Origin of the sequence: Kluyvera huaxiensis (genome assembly GCF_040149365.1) — a bacterium.
Classification (GTDB): domain Bacteria; phylum Pseudomonadota; class Gammaproteobacteria; order Enterobacterales; family Enterobacteriaceae; genus Kluyvera; species Kluyvera intermedia_A.
The window spans coordinates 1-556 of record NZ_JBEFLV010000059.1; the positions used below are offsets into that span (position 1 = coordinate 1).

The 556-nt window shown below is 54.5% G+C and carries 1 pseudogene; it reads right to left on the bottom strand.

Annotated features, from left to right (window positions below):
- Positions 1–556, bottom strand: a pseudogene (locus tag ABOC97_RS23915) (IS1 family transposase); the annotation flags it as partial.

A 556-nucleotide genomic window follows, 5' to 3' on the forward strand; every position in this document is an offset into this window, starting at 1 on the left:
TTGTCATGCAGCTCCACCGATTTTGAGAACGACAGTGACTTCCGTCCCAGCCTTGCCAGATGTTGTCTCAGATTCAGGTTATGTCGCTCAATGCGCTGCGTATATCGCTTGCTGATAACGTGCAGCTTTCCCTTCAGGCGGGGTTCATACAGCGGCCAGCCATCCGTCATCCATACCACGACCTCAAAGGCCGACAGCAGGCTCAGAAGACGCTCCAGTGTGGCCAGAGTGCGTTCACCGAAGACGTGCGCCACAACCGTCCTCCGTATCCTGTCATACGCGTAAAACAGCCAGCGCTGACGTGATTTAGCACCGACGTAGCCCCACTGTTCGTCCATTTCAGCGCAGACAATCACATCACTGCCCGGTTGTATGCGCGAGGTTACCGACTGCGGCCTGAGTTTTTTAAATGGCGGAAAATCGTGTTGAGGCCAACGCCCATAATGCGGGCGGTTGCCCGGCATCCAACGCCATTCATGGCCATATCAATGATTTTCTGGTGCGTACCGGGTTGAGAAGCGGTGTAAGTGAACTGCAGTTGCCATGTTTTACGGCA